The organism is Corallococcus exercitus (assembly GCF_003611585.1).
GTDB lineage: Bacteria > Myxococcota > Myxococcia > Myxococcales > Myxococcaceae > Corallococcus > Corallococcus exercitus.
Genome location: NZ_RAVW01000020.1, coordinates 1 through 23,199, shown reverse-complemented (window position 1 = coordinate 23,199; position 23,199 = coordinate 1). Strand labels below are relative to the sequence as shown.

The window sequence follows — 23,199 nt, the reverse complement described above, 5'->3', positions numbered from 1 at the left end:
CTGTGGACCAGAGGACACGTCCGCCCCGGAGTCGGAATGTGAGCCCGGCTCGCGACATCAGCTTCCCGTGAAAGCCGAGGGGCGGACAGCCGGGCCCCTGCCCGCTCTTTCCAGGTCAGCGCGGAGGCCTAGGATGACGGGGAGGAGGTGAACGTGAAGCGCCCCATTCCCAGTCCGGATGCCCCATTGGTCTTCAATGGCATCGACGGGGTCACCGGGCAGTACCTGGTGCCGCCCATCGCTCAGCAGGCGGCCGCCGAGGTGGCGGAGCCCCGCCGAAGGGCGCCGTATTTCGAGGCGTGGAGGAAGTGGCTCGGATTCGTCCCCCGCCTCTTGCAGTTCGGCCTGCCTTACGGCGTTCCGTATGGGGACTACACGAAGGCAGGCTGGGGGGTGGTGTTTCCTGCGTCCGCCTCCGAGGCGCTTCGCAAGAGCCTGGAGCCGCTCATCGCCCACCGGGGCAAGCGCATGGACGCGGCCTGTTTCCACGTCCTCACCTACCAGCCCGGTGAGACGGCACATCAATTCTTGAGGCGGCATGGGGCGGCCATCGGTGACGTTGAGCCGACCCTGGTGCCCTATTACCTCCTGCTCGTGGGCGGGCCCGACGTCATCCCGTTCGACGTGCAGCATTCGCTCTCCCTATCGTACGCCGTGGGCCGCCTCTCCTTCGACACGCCCGAGGAGTACTCGCACTACGCGGACAGCGTGGTGGCCTATGAAACCGGCACGTCCGTCCCCAATCACCGGCAGGTGAGCTGGTGGGGACCCAAGCACCCGGGGGATCGCTCCACGGAGCTCAGCGCGGACGGCCTCGTCGCCCCGCTGGTTCGGGGCGCGCTGGTGGACGATGCGCCCCACATGAAGGTTCCGGCCGCCGCGGACGCTGGCTTCGTCAGCCGGGACGCCATCGCGGATGCCGCGACCCGGGAATGGCTGCTCGCCGCGCTCCACGGCCGCGAGGAGCGCCCGGCTGTGCTCTTCACCGCGTCCCATGGCGTGGGGTTCAAGGCGAATGATCCGCTCCAGTTCAAGAAGCAGGGCGCCCTCTTGAGCCAGGACTGGAGCGGCTTTGGCGCGATGGCCCCCGCGCACTACGTGGCGGCGTCGGACATCCAGGATGACGCCCGGCTCCATGGCCTGGTGGCGTTCTTCTTCGCCTGCTTCGGCATGGGCACGCCCGCGAACGACGAGTTCCCGCTCAATCCCACCCGGAAAGGCGAGGCGCTCGCGAGCGCGCCTTTCATGTCGGCCCTGCCCCGGCGGCTGCTGGCCCATCCCAACGGAGGCGCGCTGGCGGTGATTGGCCACGTGGAGCGGGCCTGGGGTTTCTCCATCACGCCCCTGGGCAAGTCGAAGCCCACCCTCATTCCCTTCTACAACATGCTCCGGGCAATCATGGCGGGCGAGCCAGTGGGCCACGCGCTGCGCGGCTTCCGCGATCGGTTCTCCGCCGCGAACACCATCCTGCTGGAGCACCTGGACACCAACACGTCCGACGGCAAGCTCACGCCCCGTGAGCTGCTGCTCCAGTGGATTGAACGCAACGACGCTCGCAACTACGTGGTGCTCGGCGATCCCGCCGTGAGCATCCGGCACAACGATCTGCAGGCGCTTCCCTGAAAGGAGCATCGACCCATGCGAACGCTCATTCTCAGCGACCTTCACCTCGGCAACGGAGGCCCCTACGACATCTTCGCGGGCGCGAAGGAGCTGCCCGCCCTCTTCGACTCCTTCACCGGCACGCCCACCCACGTCGTCCTCAACGGGGACAGCTTCGACTTCCTGCTCAACGACGACCCGCTGGCGGTGGATCCGCGGCGGACGCTGGAGCAGGCCCGGGCGCTGGTGACATCTACGACGACCGCGCCCGCGCTGAAGGCGCTCGGGCGGGTGCTGGCCGTGGGGGGCCGGGCGACGATGGTGGTGGGCAACCATGACCTGGAGCTGGCGCTGCCGGACGTCCAGGGGGTGATCCGCTCCGCGCTCGGGCAGCCGCCGGAGGTGGCTTCGCGGTTGGAGTTCCGGGACGGCACCGCGCCCCTCCAACTGGAGGTCGGCGGCTCGCGCGTGCTCGTCACGCACGGCGAGCACACCGACGTGGCGAACCGCATCGACTACGACTCGCTCCTGTCGCCGGAGCGGGCGAACCGCTTCCGCTATCCGCCGGGCTCCGTGCTGGTGAAGACGCTGCTCAACCCGCTCAAGCATCAGCACCGCATGCGGTACATGGACCTGCTCAAGCCGGACTTCCAGGGCGCGGTGATGGTGGCGCTCGGAGTGAAGCCGGATGCCCTCAAGGTCCTGTTCAACGCCGGGACGCTCACGCTCATCCGGCGCCTGCTGGAGAACCGGGGCCTCGCGCCGGCCTTCGCGCTGGAACCGATGGACGCGGTGGGCGCTTCGGAAGCGGACGCGCACCTGGCGCGCGGCCTGGCGCGGGTGGACCTGAAGGACGACGAGGTGGATGCACTGCTGTCGGTGCTGGACCCGGAGAAGCTCAACGCCTTCGACAACCCGGAGGCCCTGGGCCGCGCGCGGCTGAAGCTGGCCAAGGCGGGCTTCGCGCTCTACGCACGGCTGCATCGCGCGGTCGCCGGCAGGCGCGGCACGGACTACTTCGCGCTGGAGCCCGGCAAGGACGAGCTCGCGGAGACCGCGCGGCTGGGCAAGAAGTACAACCCCCAGGCGGTGGTGATGGGCCACACGCACGCAGCCCGCTGGCACGAGGGCAGCGGTCCCCTCTACGCCAACACCGGCACGTGGATCTCCCTCCTGCAGCTCCCCGCCCCGGACGCCTCCGACGAGGAATGGGGCGAATACCTCGCGGAGCTCCAGGTCAATCCGTCGCTGGATCCGGCGAAGCAGAAGCACGCGAGGCTGGAGCAGCGCTTCACCTTCGTGGAGGTGGAGCCCCACGCTTCCGCGAAGGGCGCGACCCTGCGGCTGTCACAGTGGACGGACCAGGGCCCGAAGATCCTGCGCAGCGCGGAGCTGCCGGCCGGCGGCTGATCAGCGGGAGGGCTGGGGACGGTCCGCCACGGCGGACAGCACGCCGTGCAGCACGGTCAGCAGCACGGCCACCCCGAGCATGTAGGGGGCAATGAACTGGAGCCCCCACCGCTCCGCGATGACGCCCGCGAGGCTGGGCAGCGCCGCCACGCCCGCCGTGGCCGCGCTGACCTGGAAGCCCACCGCATGCGCTGAGACCTCCAGCCCCACGCGGCGCGGCGTCTCCGACATCAGGCCCGGGAAGATGGGCGCCAGCGCGAACCCCAACAACGCGAGGCCCAGCGCGGGCGGCACCGACGGAATCGCGAACAGGAGCGCGCCCACCACCGCCAGCACGGTGCTCCCGCGCAGCATCCGCACCGGGCCGATGTGCTCGACGACGAAGCCGGAGAGGATGCGTCCCACCAGCAGGCTGCCCCAGTAGAGGCTCACGCAGGTGCCGGCCGCGGCGGTGTGCAGCCCCCGGCCCTCCGTCAGCACCGTGAAGCTCCACTGGCCCGCCGTCACCTCCACGCCCGTGTAGAAGAAGAACGTCAGGATCTGCAGCCACACGCGGGGACGGCGCACGGCCTCCGACGCGGACGCGGTGGCGACCTCCGCCGGTGCTTCCTCCCCGGGTGCCCTCGCGGGCGCGTCCCAATGCCGGCGCATCACCAGGAACGTCAGCGCCAGGGCCCCCAGCACCACGGCGAGGATGGCGTAGCCCGTCCGCCACCCCGCGCCCCGCGTGAGCAGCGAGGTCATCAACACCGGCCCCATCGCGGCGCCCACGCTGTAGGCCGCGTGCAGCCAGTTCATGTGCTTGGGACCGAAGTTCTGGGCCGCGTAGTTGTTGAGCGCGGAGTCGATGGCGCCCGAGCCGAAGCCGATGAAGCAGGCCGCGGCCAGGAAGAGCGCGAACAGCGGCACCGTCGCGTAGCCCGTGAGCCCCAGCGCCACCGAGCCGGTGCTCAGCGCCAGGAGCAGCCCCAGGTTCATCGCCCGCATCAGCCGGCCCGCGAGCAACCCGGAGATGAAGTACGCGACGGCCGCCGTCCCGAGGATGGAGCCCATCATCGCCTGCGACAGCCCGAACGTGCTCCGCAGCGACGGCCACGCGACGCCCAGCACCGCGTCCGGCAGCCCCAGGCTGACGAACGCCAGGTAGGCAAGCGTGAGAAGCGCGGGACGCGGACGGGGCACGGGCGGGGAGCGGCTCACGCGGCGCACCCTAGAACGCGGTCACGCATCTCGTCGGTCACATTCGCCAGCCCGGTCTTGACCTTGACACCAGTGTCAGGCCCTAGCGTCTGGCTTCAGGAGAGCAGGATGAACATCGGAGAACTCGCCCGGCGCACGGGCAGCAGCGCACGCTCCATCCGCCACTACGACAAGGCCGGGTTGCTTGACTCCCACCGCCGCGACAACGGCTACCGCGACTTCGACGCGGCGGCCGTTCCCCAGGTGATGCAGGTGGCTCGGATGATCCGCCTGGGCTTCTCCCTGGAGGAGATCGCCACCTTCCCGCGCTGCATGCTCCGGCAGGTCACGGACGCCATCTGCCCGGATGCGCTCGCGGCCCACCGGGAGCGTCTGGCGGAGGTGGAGCGGCAGCTCTTCGACCTCGCGCGCCTGCGCGAGCGCCTCCTCGCCGTGCTTCCCCCCAACGAAGGAGTCCCCCATGAACCGTCGTGACGTGATGAAGACCGCCCTGCTGGGCGCGGGCCTGCTGCCAGGAGTCGGGCTCGCGGTGACGCCCGTGAAGGCTCCGCGCAAGGCCAGGACGTTCCTGCTGATCCACGGCGCGTGGCACAACGCCCTGCACTGGACGCGCGTGTCGGAGGCCCTCTCCGCGAAGGGGCACCAGGTGGTGGCCATCGACCTGCCCGGCCATGGCCTCAACGCGCGCTTCCCTACGTCCTATCTCACGGGCGACATGGCGCGCTTCAAGGAGGAGCGCTCGCCCCAGGCGGACGTCACGCTGGACGACTGCGCGGACGCGGTGGTGGCCGCGCTGGAGAAGCTCCAGGGCGGTCCCAGCAAGCCCGTGCTCGTGGGGCACAGCGCGGGCGGCACCGTCATCACCCGCGCGGCGGAGAAGGCCCCGAACCTCATCGGCAGGCTGGTGTACCTGAGCGCGTTCGTTCCGCTGCGCCTCCAGAGCGCCAGCGGCTACGGCGCCCTGCCCGAGGGCCGCACGCCCTACAGCGAAGCGCTCTTCATCGGCGACGCCGCGAAGCTGGGCGCGGTGCGGATCAACCCGCGTGGCGACGCGGCCTACCGGGAGGCCCTGCGCGCGGGCTTCTACCACGACGTGGACGAAGCGGCCTTCCTGCCCTTCGCGCTCACGCTCACGCCCGACATCCCGCTGTCGCTGTGGACGGGCAAGGTCGGCGCCACGAAGGAGCGCTGGGGCCGCATTCCGCGCAGCTACCTGCGCTGCGCCCAGGATCGCGCCCTGGTCCCCGCCCTCCAGGACCTGATGATCCGCGAGGCGGACGCCTTCACGCCCGGCAACGCCTTCACCGTGGACACGCTGGACACGTCGCACTCGCCCTTCGCGTCCCAGCCCCAGAAGCTGGCCGCGCTGCTGGACGGCCTGCGCTGAATCGTCCGTGTCAGAAGACGCGCCGCTGCGGAGATTGGGGTGTCGGTGCCGGCCGGTACCGTGCCCAGCATGACAACCACGAGCAAGGCCTCACGGCGTCGCGTTGCCGCGCTGTTGACCGGAGCGCTGTCCTTGTCCGCATGTACCGAGGGCGCCATGGGAGCCGCGGCCGGTGTGCGCAAATGGGTGGGGCCGCAAGTCACGGTCCCAGGCGGCGGGCAGTTCAGGACAAACATCTTCTACGGCCCGTGGCAGTGCAGTCCGCAGCTCATGGACTACTGCCGCGACAAATGCTCCGGGGAGGGATACGCGCTCCAAGGCTGCGTCTGGATCGCGGACGTAAAGTTGGACTTCGACGGCAACATGTTCCGAGCAGGGAGCCGGTTCGGCATCGCCAACTGCTGCTGTAACTACCCAGCGCTGAGCGTCAGCCAGAACGCAACGGCACGGAACCGATGGGAGTCCATCCGGGATGGGTTCCGCGAGCGATGGGCGGAGAAGTTCGGCCAGTGGCCGACGGACGTCAGTGGGAACAACTACCCAGCCCACCACATCCGTGACCTCAAGCACGGTGGCAACCCGACCGACTGGGACAACATCATCCCCTATCCGGCCGACCTCCATTCCGGCCTCAATCAGGTCTACAACCAGTGCTACGCAGCGCAACCCCCGTGGACGAGCGCTGGGGTCAGCCATCCCTACGGAGAGTAGCCACATGCCGACGATGACCGAGCTTCTCGACGCAGTGGCAGCCCAGCACTTTCCGCATCCGCCCGCGACGGAGGCAGCGGTCGATGCGTTCGAACATCGAATGGGATGGCGCCTGGATCCGGACTTGCGCGCTTTCTACACGCGTTTTGATGGAGCGAGGCTGTTCCGCGCTTCCAACGCGCCGTACCACGTCCTACCGCTCGCGGAGGTGCGGCGCGCACGGGTCGTCATGTCCCAAGCCGACACTGACGCAGCGGGTCCTGCGGATTGGTACGCGGTGTGCCAGCTCCAGGACAGCAACTACGCGCTCCTGGACGTGGGGCAACAGACGCATGGGCGCCATCCCCTCCGCGACGGTTACCGCGAGGGCTTTCCCGATCCCTACTACTGCCCGGTCATTGCCCAGTCGTTCGCGGAGTTCCTGGCGGGCGCACTGGCGTCCGGTGGGCGCTCCTATTGGCTGAAGGCCCTCGAAGAACAGGGCCAGTGACCTCGAGACGACCTGCGCTGAAGCGGCCGCGTCAGAAGATGGACAGGCCGGTCAGCGTCGTGAACCGGTCCAGCGCCTCCACGCCCGCCACCGAGTTGCCCCGCGCATCCAACCCGGGGCTCCACACGCACAGGCCGCAGCGGTTGGGGATGACGGCGATGATGCCCCCGCCCACGCCGCTCTTGCCGGGCAGCCCCACGCGGTAGGCGAACTCCCCCGCCGCGTCGTACGTGCCACAGGTGAGCATCACTGCGTTGACCTGCTTGGCCTGGCTGCGCGTGAGCAGCCGCGCTCCGTCCGCGCGCTGCCCATGGCGGGCGAGGAAGCCACACGCCCGGGCCAGGTCCGCGCAGCTCATCGCCAGCGAGCACTGCCAGAAGTAGTGCTCCAGCACCTCCGGGACGGCACACTCCATGTTGCCGTAGCTCGCCATGAAGTGGGCCAGCGCGCTGTTGCGATGCCCGTGCGCCGCCTCCGACGCGGCGATGACCGGATCAAAGTCCACCAACGGGTTGCCGCTCTCCGCGCGGAGGAAGTCCCGCAGCGTGCCGCGCGCATCCCCGGTGAGGCGCTGCAGCCGGTCCGTGATGACCAGCGCGCCCGCGTTGATGAACGGGTTGCGCGGGATGCCCTGCTCGTACTCCAGCTGCACCAGCGAGTTGAACGGATTGCCCGACGGCTCCTTGCCCACACGCCGCCACAGCGCATCCCCGTCCCGCGCCAACGTGAGCGCCAGCGTGAACACCTTGGAGATGCTCTGGATGGAGAACGGCTCGCGCCAGTCCCCCACGCCGTACACGTCCCCCTCCACCGTCGCGAGCGCCATGCCGAAGCGGTGGGGATCCACCGCCGCTAGCGCGGGGATGTACGTCGCCACGCGGCCCTGCCCCAGCACCGGCCGCACCGCGTCCCAGACCTCCGACAACACCGCCTGGTAGTCCATGTGCCGCCATCCTCGTCCGGAACGCGCATGGGGGCTTTCAGAAAATCCGCGCCGCGGTGTCTGCTGGGACATGCGCCTGTTTTCGACCACGCTCCTGGCCCTTTCCCTCCTGGGCACCCTCCCCACCGCGTGCTGCAGCAACCCCAGCCCGTCCACGAACTCCTGCCAGGCCCCGGACGAAACGCCCTCGGACCCTGGCTCCGTCCAGGTGACGAAGCTCGGCTCCGGTGAGTTGAAAGCCGCGGGCCAGACGTGGCCCTATCAGCTGCTCAAGCTGGAGGTGCCCGGCCGCGCCGCCACCTATGCGCAGTGGTTCCCGCCCCGGAAGCCGGGCGTGTCCCCTGTCGTGATGCTCACCAAGCCCTATGACGGCATCACGTGGACGGGCGAGGCCGTGGACGCGAAGTGGGCCGCGCGCGGCAGCGGCCTGCACCCGGACGACAGCGAGCCGCACTACGGGCCGGGCTCTTCGTCCATCGCCTACACGCCCACCACGCCGGAGCTCGTCGCGGGAGAGGCGTTCGTCTACCTCTTCCATGATTTCGGCGTGCTCGCCGTCTTCGGCCGCTTCTACGCGGGAGGGGACCTCCAGAACGACCGCGACGACATGAACGCGGGCCTGCGCTTCCTGGCCCAGGCCGACCACGTGGACACCACGCGCATCGGCGTCTTCGGTGGCTCGTGGGGCGGCTACGAGGCGCTCTACGCGGCCGCGGACGCTCCGGCCACGGTGGTGCCCAGCGTGGGCGTGGCCCTGTCCTCGCTGTCCGACTTCGCGCAGGAGGTGGACTACGTGAGCCGCGTCGTGCCGTCGCGCGTGAGCGACCCGGTGATGCGCTCGCGCTACCAGCAGTTCTTCGAGCCCTACTTCCGCCGCATCCACGCCACCACCGGAGGCGACCCCGGCACCCCTGGCTCGGACTACACGCGCTGGACCGCCGCCCACCTGGCCAGCACCGTGCAGACGCCGTTCCTCATCCTCCACGACGACTGGGACACCCTCATCCCCGTGGAGCACACGCGCGCGCTCGTCGCCCAGGCCCCGCAGCGCTTCACGTCCCTGTACCTCCAGAACCTCGCGGCCGTGAAATGGAACACCCTGCCGCCGGACCATGGGCCGCTGCTCACCCAGTACGGCAGCGTCATCATCACGCTGAGCCTGGGGCACCTCATCGTGAAGCTGGGCGCGGCGGAACAGCCCCTCTTGATCCCCCACGCGCAGGGCACCGTGCGCGCGTGGCTGCAGGGTGTGCGCGCCGCGCAGGAACAGGGCCGCGACGTGAGCGACGTGGTGCCCCGCCTGCTGGAGCTCACCGACCCGCGCGTACAGATGTTCGAGGCCTCGCTGGGGACGCTCCAGCCGGGCGCCGCCTTCGTCGCCCAGGAGATCAACGCCGTCTGGGGCACGGGCTTCACCGACGCCAACGTGCGCTCGGCGCTCGCGCCCGGCCTGCCCACGCCTTGAGTCAGCGCCCGTCCGGCGCTCCCCTGCCGCTCGAAAATGCCGGCGTGTCGATCCGCGCACGGCCCATTCGTCGCGGAAGTGAGCGGGCGGATGGACTGCCCGGAAGGGACGGATGCGGCGATGGAACTGACGGTGACGGAGTTCATGACGTTGGACGGCGTGATGCAGTCCCCAGGAGCCCCGGAGGAGGACCCGAGCGGCGGCTTCACGCACGGCGGCTGGGTGCAACCCCACTCCAGCCCGGAGCTGGGGACGCACATCGTCGACATCTTCAGCCGGGCGGACGCGTTCCTGCTCGGGCGCGGGACGTACGACATCTTCGCGGGCTACTGGCCGCGCGTGACGGCGCCGGACGACCCCATCGCCGGGCCGCTCAACACGCTGCCCAAGTACGTGGCGTCCACCACCCTGCGCCGCGTGGAGTGGGCGAACTCGACCCTGCTGGAGGGGGACACGGTGGAGGCGGTGCGCCGCCTCAAGGCCTCGCCCGGCCGCGAGCTGCAGGTGCATGGCAGTGGCGGCCTGCTGCAGACCCTGCTGGAGCATGACCTGGTGGACGTGCTGCACCTGCACGTCTTCCCCGTGACGCTGGGCAGTGGCCGGCGCCTCTTCGGTACGGGCACGCAGCCTCGCACGCTGCAGCTCGCCGCGTCGCAAGTCACTCCCAAGGGCGTGGTGATGCTCACCTATCGGCGCAGCGGACCCCTGCGGGTCGGCAACATCGGACAGCCGGATTGAGGCGTTCCGCGCCCAGGACTCGGCTACCGGGCCATCCGCCATGTCTGGCTTGGATTGACTTCCTGGTTTGTCCGCGTTGGAGTGCTGTGCCATGCCGGATTCTCGCAACCTTCGGCGCGACGCTGGCGTTCCAGCTCCCCAAGTCTCACGAGGCGACAGGGAAGGTATGGCGCCGTTGCGATGGCTGGCAGCGCTTACGCTGCTCGTGGCGTGCGGCGGCTACTCGTATCTCCGGGACGGCAACGGGACGTACTTCGGGATTGAGGTTCGCGACGGCCGCGAGACTCCATGGGTCCGTGGGCCGTGGCCTGTCATCGCCTCTTCCGTCGAAGCGGATGCCATCATCGACCAACTGTGCGCCCCGCTCATGGAGTTGCCTGCCGCCGCGCCACCGCGCGGCGACTATGGCCAGGAGTACTGCGGGGTCATCTACTCCCATGAAGGCCGCTACTATGCATCCTGGCCCGCTGCGATGGAGACGCCACGCCTCAGCGCCGAGAACAAGGACTTCAAGGACTGCCGCGTGCCCAAAAAAGTAGTGGATGAGCGGGGGCGGACAGCAATCCTCGCGGACTACCACACCCACCCGTGGCGCTACTCGCCGCTATCCATCCAAGACCGCTGGAAATCTCGCCAGCGGTACTCATTCCGCGTGCAGATGGACGCTACGTGCGCCGTGCAGATGTATATCCCGTACCTTGAGCAGGGGCGCCCTGGGGAGGTCTACGCGCGACAGGGGCGTCGCTGGGTGCTCATCGGACGCGTCGTGGACAAGGCGAGCGGCATCATTCTGCCTGTGCCGGAGGGCTCCAGATGACACGTGCGTCGCTGCTTGTCCTGTCGCTCGTTGCGTTGAGCGGGTGCTCCCTGTTCCAGCGCTCGACGCGCCCACCGCATGCGCCTCCCGAAGAGGCCCAGAAGTTCGTCTTCCCGCCCCTCCTCTTTCAGGAGGGCAGGACGACACTCCTCAGTGGGGACCTCGCGACCGCCGTCCAGCTCGCGATGGATGATTTTCTCCCCTTGGACCGCAAGCCACCCAAGGACGCAACGCCAGTTGAACTGTGCCTCTTCCGTCGCGACATCTATCAAGTGTCGGTGGAGCAGCTGCCGGACGGAATCATCCTGGTCGGCATCTACGCGCACACCGAAATCTGCGACCCGAACGACACAGCCACGGATGCCGGCGGGCTCTACGCTGTCGATGTGCACCGCGGCCTCATCGTCGCTCAACAGCGATAGGGATTCGGGCTTCAGCGCAGGCCCGCGAGCTTCGCCAGCTCGCGGGCCATGGCGCGCAGCTCCTCCGCGCCCGCCGCGTTGGGGCTCACGTCGAACACCACCTCGTAGCCCAGCCCCGCCTGGTTGATGGACTCCGAGCGCGGGATGCGCGCCTTCAGCACCGGCACCGTCACGTCCGCCAGCGCCGCTTCCATCGCCTCGTTGGTCGCGGGCGTGCGCCGGTCCCACAGGTTCACGGCGGCCACCAGCTGGCCGCCCTCCTCGCGCACGTCGCGCCACGCGGTTTCAATCTCACCCAGGCCCTGCAGCGCGAACGCGCCCGTGGGCACCGGCGCCACCACCACGTCCGCGAAGCACAGCACGGCCTCCGTGAACGCGCCGATGCTCGGCGGCGTGTCCACGACGATGACGTCCGGCGTCCACGACAGCGTCTTCAGCGCGCGGGGAATCGCCTGGAGCCGGTGGCCCCACCCGAACAGCTCGCGCTCCAGTGCCGCCATGCGCGGCGCCCCCGGCGCGATGAACAGCCCCGGCCGCTTCGGAGACGCCACGACGATTTCGTCCAGCCGGTGCTTCGGCCTCGGTCCGAAGGCGTCCGCCACGCACGGGCCCTCGCGCGTCTCCAGGCCCAACACCAGCGACGCGTGCGCCTGTGGATCCAGGTCCAACAGCAGCACCCGGCGGCCCGTGTCCGCCAGCGCCGCCGCCACGTGCGAACACAGGGTCGTCTTCCCCACGCCACCCTTGATGGTGCAGAACGCAATCGTCGGCATGCCCCCGGGGTCTACCAGGAATCCGCCGCGTGCTGGGCCGCTCCGGATTGGACCGCATGCCCCATCCAGGGCGCCCCAGAATGGAGCGGCCCGCGCTCCCCCTCCCCGTCGACTCCAATGATTCCAGCCCCTTGGCGCTGGCACCGGACGTGCTCTGTCCCCTCCACGTCAGGGCGCCCCCAGCGGGTGCCGGAAGCCTCCGGAGACTCATCATGGAAATCCGTTTCTTTGGCGTTCGGGGCAGCATCGCGGTGTCGGGGTCGCGCATCGGTGGCAACACGGCGTGCGTGGAGGTGACGAGCCAGGGTGAGCGGCTGATCCTCGACGCGGGCACGGGCATCCGGACGCTGGGCGAGGTGATGATGCGCGAGGGCGCCCCGCAGAAGGCGACGATGTTCTTCTCGCACCTGCACTGGGACCATGTGCAGGGCTTCCCCTTCTTCACGCCCGCGTACCTGCCCACCACGTCGCTGATGATGTACGGCCCCGGCGCGAATGGTGCCCAGGCGCTGGAGTCCACGCTGTCGCAGCAGATGCGCCCGCCGCAGTTCCCGGTGCCGCTGTCCACCATGCGCTCGAAGATGGCCTTCGGCGCCGCGCTGCACGGCCACACCGTGGAGGTGGGCCCCTTCAAGGTGACGCCCATCGACGTGCCGCACCCGGACGGCTGCATGGCCTACCGGGTCGAGGCGGACGGCCACTCCTTCGTGTACGCGACGGACGTGGAGCTGCCGGAGCGCCTCACCTCCGACGTGGCCCGCCACTTCGAGGGCGCGGACGCGCTGTGCCTGGACGCCCAGTACACGCCCGACGAATACGAGGGCAGGAAGGGCATGTCCAAGAAGGGCTGGGGCCACTCCACGATGATGGACGCGGCCAAGGTGGCCAAGGACCTGCACGCCGGGCGCCTCTTCCTCTTCCACCACGACCCGTCCCACGCGGACGAGCTGCTGGAGGACATGGCGCAGGAGGCGCGCGGCCTGTTCCCCTTCACTGAGCCCGCGCGTGAAGGCCAGCGCATGCTCCTGGGCCGCGCGGCGGGCGCATGAGCGCCGCGAGCCCGGAGCCCTGCGATAGAGTGCCCCCAGCGCCCTTCTCTCTTCCGCCGCTGCCCGCCGCCATGCCCTCGTCCCCGCCGGATGTGTCCCAGGTCCTCCTTCCCCTTGGTGGCCTCGTCGGACGCGAGGTGGACCTGGACGCCTTCCTCCAGACGCTCGTGGACCGCATCGCCATCACGCTGCAGGCGGACCGGGGCACGCTGTGGTTGCTGGATCCGGTGCGCCGCGAGCTGTTCAGCCGCGCGGCGCACCTGCCGGAGGTCGCGCAGATCCGCGTGAAGCTGGGCCAGGGCGTGGCGGGCTACGTCGCGGAGGCCGGCGAGCCCGTGCACGTGCCGGATCCGCGCGGCGAGCGCCGCTTCTTCGCGGACATCGACCGGATGACGGGCTACCGCACCATCAGCCTGGCCGCGGTGCCGCTGCGTGACTCGGCCGGCGCCGTGTACGGCGTGCTCCAGGTGCTCAACCGCCTGGGCGGCGGGGCCTTCACGGAGGACGACACCCAGAAGCTCACCGACATCGCGGCCCAGGTGAGCACCGCGCTCCAGACCACCAGCCTCTACCAGGAGCTGCAGCGCGCGAAGGATCAGCCGCAGGCCCCCGTGGGCTACTTCTTCAACCGCATCATTGGCGAGGCCCCGCCGCTCAAGGCCCTCTACCGCCTGGTGCAGAAGGCCGCGCCCACGGACGCCACGGTGCTGCTGCGCGGTGAGAGCGGCTGCGGCAAGGAGCTGTTCGCGCGCGCCATCCACGTCAACGGCCCCCGGCGCGACAAGCCCTTCGTGAAGGTGGACTGCGCGGCCCTGCCCGCCGCCCTCATCGAGAACGAGCTCTTCGGCCACGAGAAGGGCGCCTTCACCGGCGCCGACCACCGCGTGCCCGGCAAGTTCGAGGCGGCCGACGGCGGCACCGTCTTCATCGACGAGCTGGGCGAGCTGCCCCAGGCCGTGCAGGGCAAGCTCCTGCGCGTGTTGCAGGACCGCGAGTTCGAGCGCGTGGGCGGCACGCAGGCCGTCAAGGTGGACGTGCGCATCGTCGCGGCCACCCACCGCGACCTGCCGCGCATGGTGGCGGAGGGGAAATTCCGCGAGGACCTCTACTACCGCATCAAGGTCGTGGAGCTGCTCCTGCCCCCGCTGCGCGAGCGCGGCGCGGAGGACATCGAGCGGCTGGCCCGCCACTTCATCGCCACCGCCGCCAAGCGCCACCGCCTGCCCGTGCCCCGCCTCAGCGTCGCCGCGCTCGCCCGGCTCAAGCGCTACCGCTGGCCCGGCAACGTGCGCGAGCTGGAGAACTGCATCGAGAGCGCCGTGGTGCTGTCCGAAGGGGAGATCTTCGAGGAGCACCTGCCCCTGCCCTCCCTGGACCGGGCGCAGTCCGCCGGCGCGCCCACCGCGCCGGAGCCGCCCGCCGCGCCTGACGCGCCGCTGCTCCTGCCGCTGGCGGAGGTGGAGCGCCGCCACATCCTGCGTGTCCTGGAGGCCGTGAAGGGCAACCGCACCGCGGCGGCGCGGACGCTGGAGATCGGCCGCAACACCCTCGCCCGCAAGCTCAAGGAGTACGGCCTGGCGGACGAGGGCTGAGCCAAGGCTCGCCCTCGGAGTCGCGGCCCTGTCCCCAACGAGCGGCCCCGCGAGCGGCGGCCTGCCTGGGGGTGCCTTTCGGTGGCCACCGGGGGCACCTCTCTCCCAGGGCCGTTGTGCGTCCCGCGAGGGCCGGACACGTGCCCATCCGAGGGGGGAGGAGCGCGTCATGGCGGATGTCCTCGATGTCCCGGCGAGCAGGCCCCCAGCACGGAGGGAGACCCGGACCGGCAGGGTCATTGGCATCTCCGTGGTGGCCGCCCTGGGCGGGTTCCTCTTCGGCTTCGATACCGCCGTCATCAACGGCACCGTCGGTGCCCTGAAGGCCGAGTTCGCCGCGAGCAGCCTGGGCCTGGGGCTGGCGGTGTCCTCCGCGCTCATCGGCTCGGCCACGGGTGCCTTCGCCGCGGGGCCCTTCGCGGACCGCTACGGCCGCCGACGCACGATGATGCTCGCGGCGGCCCTGTTCATCATCAGCTCCATCGGCTCGGGGCTCGCGTTCTCCCTGTGGGACCTGAGCTTCTGGCGGCTGGTGGGCGGCCTGGGGGTGGGCTTCGCCAGCGTCGTCGCGCCCACGTACATCGCGGAGATCGCCCCGGCGTACCTGCGCGGCCGCCTGGCGTCCCTGCAACAACTGGCCATCGTGGTGGGCATCTTCGTGGCCCTGCTGGGGGACTTCGCCATCGCGCTCTACGCGGGCTCGGCCTCCAGCCCCACCTGGCTCGGCCTCACCGCGTGGCGATGGATGTTCCTCAGCGGCCTGCCGCCCGCGCTCCTCTACGGCATCGGCGCCGTCTTCATCTCGGAGTCCCCGCGCTTCCTCGTGGCCAAGGGGCGTGAGGAGGAGGCGCTGAGCGTGCTGCGCGACATCGAGGGGGACGCCGCGCCGTCCAAGGTCGTGGAGATCCGCCGCTCGGTGCGCACGAACTACACGCCGCACCTGGCGGACCTGAAGGGCGACCGCTTCGGGTTCCTGCCCATCGTGTGGGTCGGCATCGTGCTCGCGATGCTCCAGCAGTTCGTGGGCATCAACGTCATCTTCTACTACTCCAGCGTGCTCTGGCAGGCGGTGGGCTTCTCCGAGCACAACTCGCTGGCCATCACCGTCATCACCAGCGTCACCAACATCCTCACCACGCTCGTGGCCATCGCGTTCGTGGACAAGGTGGGAAGAAAGCCCCTGCTCCTCGTCGGCTCCGTGGGCATGGCGCTGACGCTGGGCCTGATGGCGTACCTCTTCGGCACCGCGCCGCTGGACGCCGCGGGCAAGCCCGTGCTGCAGGGCGCGGCTGGCACCACGGCGCTCATCGCCGCCAACCTCTACGTCGTCTTCTTCGGCTTCTCGTGGGGCCCCGTCGTCTGGGTGCTCCTGGGCGAGATGTTCCCCAACCGCATCCGCGCGCTCGCGCTGTCCATCGCGGCCATGGCGCAGTGGCTGGCCAACTTCCTGGTGTCCGCCACGTTCCCGGCACTGCAGTCCGCCGGCCTGGGCTGGGCGTACGGCCTGTATGCCGCGGCCGCCGTGTTCTCCGTCTTCTTCGCCGCGAAATACATCCGCGAGACGAAGGGTCAGGAGCTGGAACAGATGTAGCCCCGCGAGGCAGGGGGATGCTGGAAGCCCGTACACCCGTACGGGCTTTCTCCATTTTTACGCACCGGCTGGGTGGAATAACACCTGATCCATTTGACACCTGGGGTCAGGCCCTTCCAGCATCACTTCATGCTGAAACATTCCCCCCCCGCTCGGACTCGACTCGCGAGCCTCGTGCTCGCTTCCTTCCTCCTCGCACTCACAGCCTGCCCCGGCGACGAAAACCCTGATGAAGACGGAGGCACGTCCGTCACCGACGGTGGCAACACCGACGGTGGCAACACCGACGGTGGCAACACGCTGCCCGACGGTGGCTCGTATGATCCGGGCCCCCAGGTCTGTGGCGACGGCAAGCAGCAGAAGGGCGAGGCCTGTGACGACGGCAACAACGCGTCCGGCGACGGCTGTCGCGCCAACTGCCTGGAAGTGGAGACCGGCTACGTCTGCCCGTTCCCGGGTGAATCGTGCGTGAAGGCCGCGGCGTGCGGCAACGGCCTCCTGGAGACGAACGAGGTTTGCGACGACCGCAACACGGAGTCCAACGACGGCTGCTCCGCGGACTGCAAGACCGTGGAGTCGGGCTGGACGTGCCCCCTGCAGGGCCAGCGCTGCAAGGCGGCCGCCTGCGGCGACCAGGTCATCGCCGGTGACGAGGAGTGCGAGGACGGCAACGCCGCCAAGGGCGACGGCTGCAGCGACATCTGCCGCCTGGAGCAGGGCTACAAGTGCGACGTCGTGGGCCAGCCGTGCTCGAAGACGACCTGCGGCGACGGCAAGAAGGAAGGCACCGAGCAGTGCGACGACGGCAACCACGACATGGGCGACGGCTGCTCGCCGCTGTGCGTGCTGGAGCCCAAGTGCGTGAACGGCACCTGCGAGGCCCGCTGCGGCGACGGCGTCATCCTGCCGGGTGACACCACCGAGGAGTGCGACGACGGCAACGTGCGCTCCAACGACGGCTGCTCGTCCACGTGCAAGCTGGAGGCGGGCTTCGCCTGCGTCCGCATCACCGAGTCCCCGCCGAGCACGGTGGAGATCCCCGTCGTGTACCGCGACTTCTGCGGCGTGAGCTCGGGCTGCAAGGCCCCCGCGGCCACGCACCCGGACTTCAATGACGCGAACGGCCCCGAGCAGGGCATCGTCGGCCCGACCTATACCGCCACGCTCACGAACGGGAAGCCCACGTACGCGAAGGATGGCCTGGCCTCCGGCACCACCCACGGCAAGACCGCCTTCGACCAGTGGTACCGCGACACGCCCAACGTCAACGTCACCGAGGTCGGCACGCTGAAGCTCGACAAGCAGGCCAACGGCTCCTACGTCTTCGACGACCAGACCTTCTTCCCGCTCGACACCAGCGGCTGGGTGGGCCAGGGCAAGGAGAACCAGCTCAACGACAACAATGCCATCAAGCGCAACTTCAGCTTCACCAGCGAGACGCGCTACTGGTTCGAGTTCAAGGGCACCGAGGTCCTGACGTTCCTGGGTGACGACGACGTCTGGGTGTTCATCAACGGCAAGCTCGCGCTGGACCTGGGCGGCGTGCACGGCGCGACGGCCGGCACCGTGTCGCTGGCGGACACCACGGTCACCGGCAAGCTGGGCCTGGTGAAGGGCAAGATCTACGAGGTCGTCGTGTTCCAGGCGGAGCGCCACACGTCCCAGTCCTCGTACAAGCTGACCCTGAACAACTTCGAAACGCAGCGCACCGAGTGCAAGTCCACCTGCGGCAACGGCACCCTCGACAAGGGTGAGCAGTGCGACCAGGGCAACAACAACGGCCCGGGCTACGGCAAGTGCAGCCTGACCTGCATCTGGAACGCGCGCTGCGGCGACGGCATCATCCAGGAGGCCGACGGCGAGGATTGCGACGACGGCAACACCAACGCCCGCGACGGCTGCAGCCCCGTCTGCCGCACCGAGGTCGGCTGAGGACGTCCGCCCCGGCGCCCTGACGGGCCGGGGCCCTTCGTCCGGATCTCACAAGGTCCGGGCGAGCATGAACGCGGCGGCCAGGGACAGCGCCCCGGCCGCCGCGAAGTGTTTCCAGGCCTGGCGGGACAACACCCCGCCGGTGCCCGCAGCCCCTTCCCCCAGCACCACCAGCGCCGGACGCCCGCCGCGCCCGCGCAGCTCGTAGGTGCCGTCGCGGGAACCGCGCTTCAGCTCCCCCACCACCAGGCACGCCTCCCCCGGGACGCCCACGCGCTCCCAGGACAGCGCCTGCGCGGGCGCGCCCAGCAGCTCCGCCCGGGTGAGCGCGGGCGGCGCCGCGCACCGGCGCACCTCCACCGGGGCCAGCAGCGCGGACGGCGCGAAGCCCACCGCCGCCCGCGTGCGCTCGCCCTTCAGCAGCAGCACCGGCGAGTACGCGCGCTCCCGCGACAGCAGGGGCCCCTTGCGGCCATGGTCCCCCACCGCGTGCACGGCCGCGTCGTAGAAGGCGCACGGCACGCCGCCCGGCGACGTCAGCGTCTCCAGGGACTCCAGCCGGCCCCGGTACACGCCGAAGCCCGGAGGCCGCCCCTCGCGCAGGGCCTCCACCGCTTCATCCAGGGGCACGGGCGCGGCGCCGCGCAGCGCATCCGCCCGCAGGCGCACCCGGGCGCCCCGGGCCGACACGCCCGCGGCCAGCACCAGCAGCACGCCGCCCAGCGCCTTCACCAGCACGTCCGGCGACACGGGCACCAGGGCCGTCCCGCGCATCCACGGGACGAAGAGCACCAGCCCCAGGGCCAGCGCCCCGAAGCCCGCGAGCAGCCAGCGGGGCCGCGAACCGGCGGGCGTCCGCCCCAGGGTGAAGGTCGCCCAGAGCAGCAGGGCCAGCCCCACGCCGCACAGCGGCAGCAGGAGCACGCGCCCCAGGTCCAGGTCCACGGCCATGCCCCACCCCCGCCCGCGTGCCGGACGGCCCCGTGACGCACGGAGCCCGGCGGGAGCAAGGTGGGAACGGGCCGGCGGGGCGGCAAGCCCCATCGGCCCTGGAGCCCCCAGGCCGCGGCGGACTACTCGCCGGTGGCGACGCGGCGCACGGGGCGCTCCTGCAGCGGCCCCACGACCTTCAGGTCATCGAAGGTGCACTGGAGGTTGCGGCAGCCCAGGGCCAGCTTGCCCACGCGGCCCTCGAAGCCCGGCAGCACCTTGGAGGCGAAGAGCTTCTTGTTGAGGAACGCGTCCACCCGCACGCCGCTCTTCTGCCGCTTGAGCTGGAGCTTCACCAGGAACGGGCCCTGCTTGGGCACCGGCATCTCGTCCTGGACGAGGTTCTTGGTGTCCTCCGCGCTGTTGCCCACCACCTCGTGCCCGTCGTCCGGGGAGAAGTAGCGCCAGGACAGGCGCATGCCCGCGTCGGGGATGGCGAAGACGGACACCTGCACGTCGCGGATGCGGAACGCCAGCTCGCTGAAGTGCTGCCCGTCCTCCTCGACGGACCACTCCTTGCCCAGCGGCTTCACGTCCATCAGCACTTCGGCCGTGAAGTCGTCGCTCGTGAAGTAGCGCAGCGCCAGATAGGCGCGCGGCACCAGCTTGCCGTCCGCCTCACGGCCGGCCTGCACGGCGCGCAGCTCCCCCTGGTCCATGGTCCAGGTGCCGCTGTGGACGTTGAACTCCTCCTCGCCCGGCTCGAAGCCCAGCTCCAGCGTCGTGTCGTCCGAGCCGGCCGCGGGGGGCGTGAGCTTCAGGCTGGTGAACACCTCCCCTTCCGTGTTGGCCGGGAAGTGCAGCGGAGCTGGAGGGGGCGGCGGGATCACGGTCAGGCCCCCGAAGCCCACGAAGGCGCGCACCGCGAAGCCCAGCACCGCCAGGCCCCCCACCACGGACAGGCCGGTGCGCACCCGGCCCCAGCCCGCGTGGAGCGCCTCCAGCACGGCCGTCTCCGGACCCGTCGGGGCCTTCATCGAGGCCACGTGAGACGGCTGCGCGCGCGCCAGCGCGGACGCGGGCGCCGCGTGCGGTGACGACGAGGCCGACACTAGCGCCTCCAGCGCCTCGCACACCTCCGAGGCGGTGGCGTAGCGGGCCTCGCGGTCCGTCTCCAGCAGGCGCTCCACCACCGGATCCAGGCGCGGGTCCAGGCCGCGCACGCGCTCGGAGGGCAGCTTGAAGCGGCCCACGGGCAGCTCGCCCGTGAGCGCCTCGTACATCATCACGCCCAGGGAGAAGAGGTCCGCCCGGCCGTCCACGTTCTTCGCGTCCCGGCGCTGCTCCGGGGCCATGTAGTTGAGCGTGCCCATGGCCACCGCCGTCGCGGTGAGCTGCTTCTCCGAGTCCGGCTCGCGGATGCCGGCCAGACCGAAGTCCGCCACCTTCGCGTGCAGCCGCCCGTCCAGCAGGATGTTCTCCGGCTTCAGGTCGCGGTGGATGATGTTCTTGGCGTGCGCGCACTCCACGGCGCGCGCCACCTGGAGCAGCACCTTCAGCGACTGCGCGGGGGTGAGGCCTTCCCGGCCGCTCAGCGCGTGGCGCAGCGACTGGCCCTCCACGTACTCCATGACGAAGTAGTAGTGCTCGCCCTGCACGCCCCGGTCGATGATCTGCACGATGTTCGGGTGGCTCAGGGCCGCGAGCGCGGTCGCCTCCTTGTCGAAGCGCGACACGAACTCCTCGTCCTTCGCCAGCCGGGGCGGCAGCACCTTCACCGCCACCGTGCGGCCCAGGGACTGCTGGCGCGCGAGCCACACCTCGCCCATGCCGCCGCGCCCCAGCACCTCCAGGAGCTCCAGGCCCGGCAGCTGAGGCTTCGCGCCCGACAGCACCGTCTCCGCGTTCTCGATGACGCGGATGCCCGTGTCCACCACCCGGGGCGCCTTCACCCCCGGCGTCCCCGCGCGCACCAGGGTGGCCCCGTCCACGTCCGGGGCCAGCGCCTGGGCCCCCGGGTCCGCCGTGGGGACCGCCACTCCGGACGCGTACGCGTTGCGGCCCTCCGCGGCGGCCGGAACGACCCCCGCGGGAACCTCGCCCTCGTCCGTCTTCCCCACGTCATCCGGTCGCGGGTTGATCATCTCGCTGCCCCCTGGGACGGAGCCGGCCCTCATCTCCTGTCCCACCGCGTCCTCGCTGTCCGCTCCAACACCCGGAGCGACAGAAGGTGACGCCGATTCTGGCGGATTCTCCGCCGCGCGCGGCACGAACGTCACCGCGACGCCTGCTTCCTCGTCAGCCTTCACGGCCGGACGGACGCCTGACGGCTCGCCCGTATTCGGACGGTGGATGCCGGACACGTCCGCGCGCCGCACCTCGAACCGGATGCCGCAGCGGCACGTGACCTTCTGGCCGCTCACGTACACCCGGGTGTCGTGCACCGTGCCGCAGTTGGGGCACGACTGGGTCGTCGTCATGGACGAGGGGCGCACCGTCAGCGCACCTTGCGGGAGGTGGAAGTGGTCAGCTCCGCGCCATGCACGCGGAAGGTCTGCACGCCCTTCTCCTTGCCCTTCACCTGGAGCACCGGCAGCTCCTCCACGTCGAAGCCGGGCCCGGACTTGCGCACCGTGGCCTCCGACGCCAGCACCTCACCGCTCCGGGCGATGCCGCACAGCCGCGACGCGGTGTTCACGGTGTCGCCGATGGCGGTGAACTCGTGCCGCTCCGCGCTGCCCATGTAGCCCACGACGGCCTGGCCGGTGTTGACGCCGATGCCCACTTCAATGGGCTTCTTGCCGTCCAGCACGCGCTGCCGGTTGAGCTCCGTGACGGCGTCCTGCATCTCCAGCGCGGCCCTGAGGGCCCGGGCCGGATCATCCGGGTGCGACGACGGCGGACCCCACACCGCCATCACGCAGTCCCCGATGAACTTGTCCAGGTTGCCCTCGTAGCGGAACACCACGTCCGCCATGGCGGTGAAGAAGCTGTTGAGCATCGACACCACCTCCTGCGGCGAGTCGCTCTCCGCCAGGGTGGTGAAGCCGCGGATGTCCGCGAACAGGCAGCTCACCTCCGCGAGCCGGCTCTGGCGCAGGTCCTCCGTGCCGCCGTTGATCACCGCGTCCGCCACCGCCTTGGACAGGAAGCGCGACAGCTCCGCGCGCGTCACCGCCTCGTTGCGGATCTGCTCCGCCAGGGCCGCGTTCTCCAGCGCGATGCCCGCCTGCGCGGCGATGCCGGAGAGGATGGTCAGGTCCTTCTCCGAGAAGGCGTTGATCTGCTGGCGGCTGTCCAGGAACAGCACCGCCATGATGTCGCCGTTCACCAGCAGCGGCACCGCCATGGCGGAGCGGATGCCCTGCGCCACGATGCTCTCCGCGGCGGAGAAGCGCTCGTCGATGATGGCGTCCGCCGTGAGCACCGCCTTGCCCGTCTCCACCACGCGCTTGAGCACGGTGTCCGACAGCATGACGTTCACCTGCTTGCCCTGCCGGTGGTGCACCGCGGCCGGGATGAACTCCCCCTCCGGGCCCACCTTCAGGATGACGCCGTGGTCGGCCGCGAGCAGCTCGAAGGCCACCTTGAGGATCTGCTCGAAGAGGTCGGCCTGGTTGCCCTTGAGGCTCACCTGCCGGTGGAACTCGTGCACGATGCGCAGCTTCTCGTAGTCCCGGCGCAGCGCGGCGATGTCCGTCACCTGCTCAGCGGGGCGGAAGTTCTGCGGCACCTGGTCCATCTGCGCCAGGAAGGCCGGCATGGAGACGGCGTTGGCCACCACCGTCACGCCCGGCAGCGTGGGCGGGTTGGGGCCGCCGGGCAGCGCCTCCCCGCTGTGGAAGACGAGCCGGGAGGAGCCCAGGGCGATCTCATCCCCATCCTTGAGGCGCATCTCCCCCGTCACCCGGCGCCCGTTGACGAAGGTGCCGTTGGACGAGTTCAGGTCGCGCAGGACGAAGTCGCGCCCCACCTTCTCGATGGTGGCGTGCTCCTTGGAGACCTCCCGGTCCACCAGCCGCAGCGTGTTGGACGGGTGGCGGCCGAGCGACGTCGTCGGACCCAGGGGAAACTCCCCCAGCGTCCCGTCCGCGAACCGCCCCGTCAGGTGCGGCCCGCGCGGGTGCGACCCGGACCTGGGCGGGAA

The 23,199-nt window shown here is 70.3% G+C and carries 20 protein-coding genes; 14 read left to right on the top strand and 6 right to left on the bottom strand.

The features are described from left to right. Nucleotides 1–153: 153 nt before the first annotated feature. Both D7W79_RS04435 and D7W79_RS04430 read left to right on the top strand, forming a co-directional pair. Nucleotides 154–1,623, top strand: coding sequence for a hypothetical protein (locus D7W79_RS04435; protein ID WP_147441796.1), 1,470 nt, complete (start codon nt 154–156; stop codon nt 1,621–1,623). 15 nt (nt 1,624–1,638) lie between these two features. Beyond that, nucleotides 1,639–3,012 carry a metallophosphoesterase gene (locus D7W79_RS04430; protein ID WP_120524073.1) on the top strand — a complete coding sequence of 458 codons (1,374 nt, stop codon included), beginning with the start codon at nt 1,639–1,641 and terminating at the stop codon, nt 3,010–3,012. On the opposite strand, the gene D7W79_RS04425 is transcribed toward D7W79_RS04430, so the two are convergent. Continuing rightward, nucleotides 3,013–4,212 (bottom strand): MFS transporter, encoded by a 1,200-nt coding sequence (locus D7W79_RS04425; RefSeq protein WP_120524092.1) that lies wholly within the window; start codon nt 4,210–4,212, stop codon nt 3,013–3,015. Between the two features lie 108 nt (nt 4,213–4,320). On the opposite strand from D7W79_RS04425, the gene D7W79_RS04420 reads away from it, so the two are divergent. The 4 genes from D7W79_RS04420 (at nt 4,321) to D7W79_RS04405 (ending at nt 6,800) form a co-directional block, all read left to right on the top strand. Continuing rightward, nucleotides 4,321–4,686 (top strand): MerR family transcriptional regulator, encoded by a 366-nt coding sequence (locus D7W79_RS04420; protein WP_120524072.1) that lies wholly within the window; start codon nt 4,321–4,323, stop codon nt 4,684–4,686. Then, the gene (locus D7W79_RS04415) at nt 4,673–5,599 is read left to right on the top strand and encodes an alpha/beta fold hydrolase (RefSeq protein WP_120524071.1); all 927 of its coding nucleotides are present in this window, start codon (nt 4,673–4,675) and stop codon (nt 5,597–5,599) included. Before D7W79_RS04420 ends, D7W79_RS04415 begins: the two co-directional genes overlap by 14 nt. Before the next feature lie 69 nt (nt 5,600–5,668). Beyond that, nucleotides 5,669–6,310 carry a hypothetical protein gene (locus D7W79_RS04410; RefSeq protein ID WP_244221592.1) on the top strand — a complete coding sequence of 214 codons (642 nt, stop codon included), beginning with the start codon at nt 5,669–5,671 and terminating at the stop codon, nt 6,308–6,310. Nucleotides 6,311–6,323: 13 nt separating this feature from the next. Further along, on the top strand, nt 6,324–6,800 hold the full coding sequence (locus D7W79_RS04405; RefSeq protein WP_120524091.1) for an SMI1/KNR4 family protein: 477 nt from the start codon (nt 6,324–6,326) through the stop codon (nt 6,798–6,800). Between the two features lie 31 nt (nt 6,801–6,831). Here D7W79_RS04405 and D7W79_RS04400 read toward each other — a convergent pair whose 3' ends face one another. After that, the gene (locus D7W79_RS04400; protein WP_120524069.1) at nt 6,832–7,743 is read right to left on the bottom strand and encodes a glutaminase; all 912 of its coding nucleotides are present in this window, start codon (nt 7,741–7,743) and stop codon (nt 6,832–6,834) included. Between the two features lie 70 nt (nt 7,744–7,813). Here D7W79_RS04400 and D7W79_RS04395 point away from each other — a divergent pair, with 70 nt between their 5' ends. The 4 genes from D7W79_RS04395 (at nt 7,814) to D7W79_RS04380 (ending at nt 11,185) form a co-directional block, all read left to right on the top strand. Next, a complete protein-coding gene (locus tag D7W79_RS04395) occupies nt 7,814–9,208 on the top strand; it encodes an alpha/beta hydrolase family protein (protein ID WP_120524068.1) in 1,395 nt (464 codons plus the stop codon). A gap of 90 nt (nt 9,209–9,298) precedes the next feature. Then, nucleotides 9,299–9,946, top strand: a complete 648-nt coding sequence (locus tag D7W79_RS04390) for a dihydrofolate reductase family protein (protein WP_244221591.1) — start codon at nt 9,299–9,301, stop codon at nt 9,944–9,946. Nucleotides 9,947–10,112: 166 nt separating this feature from the next. Continuing rightward, nucleotides 10,113–10,763 carry a hypothetical protein gene (locus tag D7W79_RS04385; RefSeq protein ID WP_120524067.1) on the top strand — a complete coding sequence of 217 codons (651 nt, stop codon included), beginning with the start codon at nt 10,113–10,115 and terminating at the stop codon, nt 10,761–10,763. Beyond that, nucleotides 10,760–11,185 carry a hypothetical protein gene (locus D7W79_RS04380; protein WP_120524066.1) on the top strand — a complete coding sequence of 142 codons (426 nt, stop codon included), beginning with the start codon at nt 10,760–10,762 and terminating at the stop codon, nt 11,183–11,185. Before D7W79_RS04385 ends, D7W79_RS04380 begins: the two co-directional genes overlap by 4 nt. A gap of 11 nt (nt 11,186–11,196) precedes the next feature. Here D7W79_RS04380 and D7W79_RS04375 read toward each other — a convergent pair whose 3' ends face one another. Further along, nucleotides 11,197–11,958 carry a ParA family protein gene (locus D7W79_RS04375; RefSeq protein ID WP_120524065.1) on the bottom strand — a complete coding sequence of 254 codons (762 nt, stop codon included), beginning with the start codon at nt 11,956–11,958 and terminating at the stop codon, nt 11,197–11,199. A 212-nt stretch (nt 11,959–12,170) separates the two neighbouring features. On the opposite strand from D7W79_RS04375, the gene D7W79_RS04370 reads away from it, so the two are divergent. From D7W79_RS04370 to D7W79_RS04355, 4 genes are all read left to right on the top strand, one after another. Beyond that, nucleotides 12,171–13,007: an MBL fold metallo-hydrolase gene (locus D7W79_RS04370; RefSeq protein WP_120524064.1), complete on the top strand. Its 837-nt coding sequence runs from the start codon at nt 12,171–12,173 to the stop codon at nt 13,005–13,007. A gap of 71 nt (nt 13,008–13,078) precedes the next feature. Continuing rightward, on the top strand, nt 13,079–14,599 hold the full coding sequence (locus tag D7W79_RS04365) for a sigma-54-dependent Fis family transcriptional regulator (protein WP_244221590.1): 1,521 nt from the start codon (nt 13,079–13,081) through the stop codon (nt 14,597–14,599). Nucleotides 14,600–14,768: 169 nt separating this feature from the next. Then, nucleotides 14,769–16,190, top strand: a complete 1,422-nt coding sequence (locus tag D7W79_RS04360) for a sugar porter family MFS transporter (RefSeq protein WP_120524062.1) — start codon at nt 14,769–14,771, stop codon at nt 16,188–16,190. A gap of 129 nt (nt 16,191–16,319) precedes the next feature. Next, the gene (locus tag D7W79_RS04355; protein WP_120524061.1) at nt 16,320–18,122 is read left to right on the top strand and encodes a DUF4215 domain-containing protein; all 1,803 of its coding nucleotides are present in this window, start codon (nt 16,320–16,322) and stop codon (nt 18,120–18,122) included. A gap of 48 nt (nt 18,123–18,170) precedes the next feature. On the opposite strand, the gene D7W79_RS04350 is transcribed toward D7W79_RS04355, so the two are convergent. The 3 genes from D7W79_RS04350 to D7W79_RS04340 form a co-directional block, all read right to left on the bottom strand. Further along, nucleotides 18,171–19,073: a hypothetical protein gene (locus tag D7W79_RS04350; protein WP_120524060.1), complete on the bottom strand. Its 903-nt coding sequence runs from the start codon at nt 19,071–19,073 to the stop codon at nt 18,171–18,173. Nucleotides 19,074–19,195: 122 nt separating this feature from the next. After that, nucleotides 19,196–21,532, bottom strand: a complete 2,337-nt coding sequence (locus D7W79_RS04345; protein WP_120524059.1) for a serine/threonine-protein kinase — start codon at nt 21,530–21,532, stop codon at nt 19,196–19,198. Nucleotides 21,533–21,549: 17 nt separating this feature from the next. Further along, nucleotides 21,550–23,160, bottom strand: a complete 1,611-nt coding sequence (locus D7W79_RS04340; protein WP_120524089.1) for an adenylate/guanylate cyclase domain-containing protein — start codon at nt 23,158–23,160, stop codon at nt 21,550–21,552. Nucleotides 23,161–23,199 lie beyond the last annotated feature (39 nt).